We start from the raw sequence: 5140 nt of genomic DNA, 5'->3' as shown, positions 1-5140 counted from the left end.
AATTGGGTCAACAGGTAAAAGATGAGTAATTTTACTCATTGACAATAGTGCTTTTAGCTTAACTTGTGAGTAATGAAAAAGCGACAATAATTAGACTAAACACCCAGAGAGAAGAACCTAACATCAAACGCCACATTAAGACATAATCATTTTTAAGCTTAGTATTAAGCTTATCCCAGAGTATAAACTGGCGAGTTATTTTCAAGTCTATTTTTTTTAAACCTTGATAACTGGCAGCGGGTAACATATTCCAAAGAGGAATAAATTTTTTTTGGAAAGGATGAGGACCAGGAAAACCAATATCGCCCTCTAATTTCCAAGCAATAAATGGTAAAGTATTGCTAGCTTCATAAATACGTTTTTTCTTAAAGGTAGCAGCTTTAAAATAAGTATCAAGTTTTTCTTCAACTTCTTTTAAAGTATGTCCCTCTAAAAGCATATCTTCAGCAGACATTTCAATACCAGAAACAGAATCGACCAAATAAGGTTTATACCCAAAAGTCTCAGATAAATTAACATTTGAATCCTCCCTTTCAAGCAAACCAAAACTATTGTAAACTCTGAATGTGTGGGCATCCATTGCGGAAATTATGCCTTTCCAATGTTTGGTCGCAAGTACCCACACCTTAACAGGATTTTTACGGATTTTAGGGTCACGATACCAAACCTCGAATTCGGACGGCCCGAATAAATGGCAATCTTTAAAAAGTAATTTTTCATTTCTTAACTTATCATCCCAAATTGTAGTCCCTTCAGCATATAAAATCTCGCTACAAATTTGTTGAACTGCTGAATGCACCTGTGATGGATATTGTGCAGCAAACACAATATGTTGACAGTTCTTTCTATTATTTGCAACAGCATTAAACGCTTCTGGGGGAAGAGTCCAGCTTTGCGCGCTAGGAGCATAAAGCCCCATCTCATCAAGAAGAATCACAGAATTTGGAATCTGTAGAAACTGGGCGAAGTTTTTATTCGCCGAAACGTAATAAATAATACCTTTAGGTATATTTTCCCACAACCAAGTAAAATTGTTAAGCTTGCAATAATAAGCTAAACAAGCAGGGTCAAGATTAAAGTTAGTAACTAACCGAAGGCGATATTTTTCAGCAATCCTCAGCCCATGCTGAAGCATTAACAAACTTTTGCCTTTACCAGGAAGCCCATAAATTGCAGTAAATGACATAATTTTAAATTACTAAAAGATACATTTAAGGCGACTATTACTAATAGCAACAGTCGCCCTAATTAGTCACACTGCGACTAGCTCAAAGGTTTATACACGAGATAGAACCATGTTGAGCACGCGCAGTGTGACCATGAATCCCATTGGGGCCAAGGCTACCCCGAAGGCAGCCAACCCGATCCCATCGATCGCTTTGATCATGTTGATCGCGTTTGTGACCCCAGCCGCGATAGAGGCTGCTGCTGCTTCCGCAGCGTTACTTGCACCGCCACCAGTACCGCCAGTAGTTGCAAATGCACCACCAGCAGTTAGAACAGCGCCTCCAATACCTAGGGCGGCACCCGAAACAGCAGCAGAACGCGCAGCTTGTGCGTATTGAAAATCGTAAAAAGCGCGAGTGATATCGTCAACATCTGCCTGACCAATAGAGAAAATCTCAGGGGAATCAGCGGGAGTGTCAACAACTTTTTTGTCGAGAACTTGAGCAGCCATGTTAGTAGAAAATGTGAATGACTAATGAACAAAAAGGAAGCCGAGACGTTGTAATCAATAGGAGCGTAGAGGCTAGAGACATCAATACCACCGCCTCTAGAGTGGTATCAATCAGTAGCTATAACTACTGTTAAAGAATTCCTCATTTGCTTTTAGAAGGAATAGGATAGACAGGAGCGAGGCAAGAGTTAACGACGACGCTTTGCAGGTAAAGAGTAGCTGAATAGACAGAAAGGCAGAGAATTAATTGAGCTAACAAAATCATGTTAGTATCAATAAATTTATTAGGTAAATCGCAGAGTCTATCAGCATTTTGTTGCACGAAACTAAAAAAGTCCTTCATTGTCAATCGAGAAATTTTTTAGCAAGGACAATAAACGCATGGGTTGATGTTGCAGCTAATGCCGCCTTCATTCCCCAATCAATCCCAAACTCTACAACAGCCTTAACATCCTCATTAACAAAATTAATTGCCTCAGCAGCACCAGGAATATTTGAAGCTGCTATCGAAGGAGTGAAAATGGAAAGAGCAAGGGAAAGAGTAAACGACAGCATCAGAAGTCCTCATCATTAAGCTGTTGCATCATTTTTCTATATCGATAATGAAGTACAAAAGGCTTAAAGAAATCAACCAAATAGATAATCAAACCCAGAACAACAAGCAGAGAACCGATAAAAAAACCAGCTAAATTAATCATCATGACGCCATTTTTTTCATTGCAAGTCCAAAAGCACACGCAACCGCCATACTTCCGAAATGGTCTTTGATAAAGTCCTGAGTGCTGAGTTTCATATTCTCGGCAAATGCTTCAGGACTCCCCAAAATTGCGGACATTCTGGCAACAGCTTCAGCACCAGTTATGCGACCAGAAGCTAATGAAAAGCTGTTAATATTCCCCAGAAACCAAAGAGGACAACAGAGAATAATAGAAAATGCGGCCAAACGGCAAGAAGAACAACCATTAAATCGACAGGCATTCATAAGCCCTCAATCTACAAAAAGTCTGACTATGCGAAGTATAAGAGCCAGACAAAAGAACTGTGTTGCTAACACGAAGAGATTCGCCCAAATGAAATCAGTAATCAATGTGATCAAATCATCATTGCTGTACTGTGGCAACGTCTCCATTATCAGAGGTGTGAATGTAAGGCAAAGCTTGGAAATCATCATCAGCAGCTTTTATTTTTTCCCACTGTTTACGAGTCATATCCAAAAGACCAAAATAATCTTTATTAGTTGGATCTTTAATCTCAACGGAATAGCTTTTGAGCCAACCATCCCAATAAGGAGTCGGCTTACCACCACCACCAACAGCAGCAGGCAAAAGGGCAACTAAATAAATGTAATACTCACCAACTTTTAACCCGCTAAGGTTCAAAGATGGGGTGATACTAACCTTAATGTTGTACGGGTTATCGACTCCAGTTGTTACCATCTCCAAAGGAGTTTCTAAAGAAGTCGAACCATTGTACCGATTTAAGGGCATTTGCCCTGTTTGCAAATAAGGTAAGAAAAGAAGCCCTTTATTGTTGCCAGCTTCGTTAACTTCAGCACCAGTCCATCGACCCCAGCAGAAGAAAACTGGAAAACCTGGAACTTTGGTTGTCTTCATCCCCTGCTGTCTAGCTTGGGGTGAATCATCCAGAGCGCCGAAAATCTTGGTAAGTAACTCTCTGTTTTCTTGCTTACTCATGACTTAAGCAACTTTCCTCCCATATCGGCGGAGCATTTTCTGTTCCCAACTTTCCGAAGGATCGCGCGTCGGAGAAGTCTGCGGGGTATTAATTGGCGGCCGATTCGGATCGCCCCCGGAAACCGGAGGAGTATAAGGAGGAGTCGGAGCAACTACAGAAGGAAAAAAATTCTGAGCCACGACACCAGACGGGGGACTATAAGGATGAGGGGAAGCGCTGAGTACAGCAACCAAGAATAGATCCATAAGAATAGACCTGAGATGAACAATAAATTCATCATCGGGAATATTGAAAGCAGCGACAAGAAGGAAATCACTTATCTTTTAATGAAAAGGTTTATTAGAGTTTACACTTATCTTTTTGTAAACCCATTGACTAGGAAATAGACAATTAGTAATATTTAATTGTAAACTTAGACCCTGAAAGTATGAGCAGAATAGATTATTTAGTGTTAGCGAGCCTTAAAAAGGAATCGTTATCATTAACAGAAATCAATCAAAAAATATGCACGATGAATGTAGAAAAACCACCTACACGAATAGGAATTCATGCAAGGCTAAAAAAACTCAACGAACAAGGATTAATCATTTTTACGTGGGAAGAAGGGCAAAAATTTTACACAATAACCACAAAAGGAAACATAAGCTTTAAAAGATTTATAAATCAATTAATGAGGTTATCAGCAGCATGAGCCAAAATCAGATTAAATGGTTAGCAGCAATTTTAATGTTGATAGACCACATAGGTTTTATGATAGAAGCCGAACCAATGCGAATAATCGGTCGGTTAAGTTTTCCGCTTTTTGCATGGGTGTTAGCTCAAAACTGGAAACGGCGAAAACCAAGCAGTAGTGGTAAACCTTTAATTACCAAATTGCTGTTATTTGGAATAATCGCTCAACTTCCCTACATGATTTTCTTCAACAAATTAGATTTGAATATATTGATTAGCTTTGCATTAGTTGTAATAACATTTACACAAATTCACAAGGCTCAAGCAAACAAAAAAATCGTAATAATGATACTAGGATTAGTAGCAGCTCAATTATGGGGAGTGGACTACGGGTGGTATGCAATAGCGTGTCCGCTATTAATGATTAATTTAAAAGGCAAAGGCGATCGAATATGGTGGATTAGCTGGATTGTAACCAATACCATCTACGCGGCAACATCAAGTTACTTGCTTCAGATATTCGCAATTTTTACCCCAATAATCTTGGCTTACCATGACCCAAACAAAGACCAAAAGCCAAGTGCGATCGAGAAAAAGTTCTTCTACTACTTCTACCCAATCCATCTAGCAGGATTAGCGACACTGCGAACAATTCTTTAATCATAATTAAACAAATGGCTTGCGAAAAATTTTCTTAGGAACAAATCTCTGAGGAAGAGGAATGTTTTCCTCAACACAATAAATATCAAGCAATTTTTTCAAAGCAGTACCAGAGGGTTGATTTCTCAAACAATCTTCGGTTGTCAAAGCTGAAGATAAAAAAATCTGATGGTCACAAGACTTACAAATATTACGAGGAAAATACTCTCTATCTAAATAATCACGAAGAGATTCATTATCGTAATCAAGAGACTGCTTACAACGGTCACAAATTTGAGGCAACATAAAATTAACTAGCAGTAATCTAAATGAAATGAAAAAACAACTCAACAATAAAGAACTACTTGAACGAAACAAAATTTGGCTCTACCGAACCTAGTATGTAAAAAAGTTAATAATTTTTATAAAAATTAACTATAGAATATAAAAATTAGG

The 5140-nt window shown here is 38.6% G+C and carries 9 protein-coding genes; 2 read left to right on the top strand and 7 right to left on the bottom strand.

Translation table 11 applies throughout. The features are described from left to right. Positions 1-58: 58 nt before the first annotated feature. The 6 genes from QUB61_RS37740 to QUB61_RS37715 form a co-directional block, all read right to left on the bottom strand. Positions 59-1186 (bottom strand): zonular occludens toxin domain-containing protein, encoded by a 1128-nt coding sequence (locus tag QUB61_RS37740; protein WP_333136360.1) that lies wholly within the window; start codon positions 1184-1186, stop codon positions 59-61. A 90-nt stretch (positions 1187-1276) separates the two neighbouring features. Next, positions 1277-1678 (bottom strand): hypothetical protein, encoded by a 402-nt coding sequence (locus QUB61_RS37735; protein ID WP_333136358.1) that lies wholly within the window; start codon positions 1676-1678, stop codon positions 1277-1279. 345 nt (positions 1679-2023) lie between these two features. Beyond that, positions 2024-2233, bottom strand: coding sequence for a hypothetical protein (locus QUB61_RS37730; RefSeq protein WP_333136356.1), 210 nt, complete (start codon positions 2231-2233; stop codon positions 2024-2026). Between the two features lie 142 nt (positions 2234-2375). Next, positions 2376-2660, bottom strand: coding sequence for a hypothetical protein (locus QUB61_RS37725; RefSeq protein ID WP_333136354.1), 285 nt, complete (start codon positions 2658-2660; stop codon positions 2376-2378). Between the two features lie 118 nt (positions 2661-2778). Beyond that, positions 2779-3372: a hypothetical protein gene (locus tag QUB61_RS37720; RefSeq protein WP_333136352.1), complete on the bottom strand. Its 594-nt coding sequence runs from the start codon at positions 3370-3372 to the stop codon at positions 2779-2781. 3 nt (positions 3373-3375) lie between these two features. Further along, positions 3376-3618 (bottom strand): hypothetical protein, encoded by a 243-nt coding sequence (locus tag QUB61_RS37715; protein ID WP_333136350.1) that lies wholly within the window; start codon positions 3616-3618, stop codon positions 3376-3378. A gap of 182 nt (positions 3619-3800) precedes the next feature. Between QUB61_RS37715 and QUB61_RS37710 the strand changes: the two genes are divergently transcribed. Continuing rightward, positions 3801-4064, top strand: a complete 264-nt coding sequence (locus tag QUB61_RS37710) for a hypothetical protein (protein ID WP_333136348.1) — start codon at positions 3801-3803, stop codon at positions 4062-4064. Continuing rightward, on the top strand, positions 4061-4705 hold the full coding sequence (locus QUB61_RS37705; RefSeq protein ID WP_333136346.1) for a TraX family protein: 645 nt from the start codon (positions 4061-4063) through the stop codon (positions 4703-4705). Before QUB61_RS37710 ends, QUB61_RS37705 begins: the two co-directional genes overlap by 4 nt. A 6-nt stretch (positions 4706-4711) precedes the next feature. On the opposite strand, the gene QUB61_RS37700 is transcribed toward QUB61_RS37705, so the two are convergent. Then, the gene (locus QUB61_RS37700) at positions 4712-4990 is read right to left on the bottom strand and encodes a hypothetical protein (RefSeq protein WP_333136344.1); all 279 of its coding nucleotides are present in this window, start codon (positions 4988-4990) and stop codon (positions 4712-4714) included. Between the last annotated feature and the right edge of the window lie 150 nt (positions 4991-5140).

The sequence above is a fragment of the Microcoleus sp. C2D2 genome (genome assembly GCF_036702495.1).
Taxonomy (GTDB): Bacteria; Cyanobacteriota; Cyanobacteriia; order Cyanobacteriales; family Microcoleaceae; genus Microcoleus.
Note: the sequence above shows the minus strand (reverse complement) of the source record. Positions and strands in the feature narration are given on the sequence as shown.

Coding starts and splice junctions, on each gene's coding strand:
- QUB61_RS37720 (WP_333136352.1), bottom strand. CDS start 3,372: ATGAGTAAGCAAGAAAACAGAGAGTTACTTACCAAGATTTTCGGCGCT.
- QUB61_RS37735 (WP_333136358.1), bottom strand. CDS start 1,678: ATGGCTGCTCAAGTTCTCGACAAAAAAGTTGTTGACACTCCCGCTGAT.
- QUB61_RS37710 (WP_333136348.1), top strand. CDS start 3,801: ATGAGCAGAATAGATTATTTAGTGTTAGCGAGCCTTAAAAAGGAATCG.
- QUB61_RS37740 (WP_333136360.1), bottom strand. CDS start 1,186: ATGTCATTTACTGCAATTTATGGGCTTCCTGGTAAAGGCAAAAGTTTG.
- QUB61_RS37715 (WP_333136350.1), bottom strand. CDS start 3,618: ATGGATCTATTCTTGGTTGCTGTACTCAGCGCTTCCCCTCATCCTTAT.
- QUB61_RS37700 (WP_333136344.1), bottom strand. CDS start 4,990: ATGTTGCCTCAAATTTGTGACCGTTGTAAGCAGTCTCTTGATTACGAT.
- QUB61_RS37705 (WP_333136346.1), top strand. CDS start 4,061: ATGAGCCAAAATCAGATTAAATGGTTAGCAGCAATTTTAATGTTGATA.
- QUB61_RS37725 (WP_333136354.1), bottom strand. CDS start 2,660: ATGAATGCCTGTCGATTTAATGGTTGTTCTTCTTGCCGTTTGGCCGCA.
- QUB61_RS37730 (WP_333136356.1), bottom strand. CDS start 2,233: ATGCTGTCGTTTACTCTTTCCCTTGCTCTTTCCATTTTCACTCCTTCG.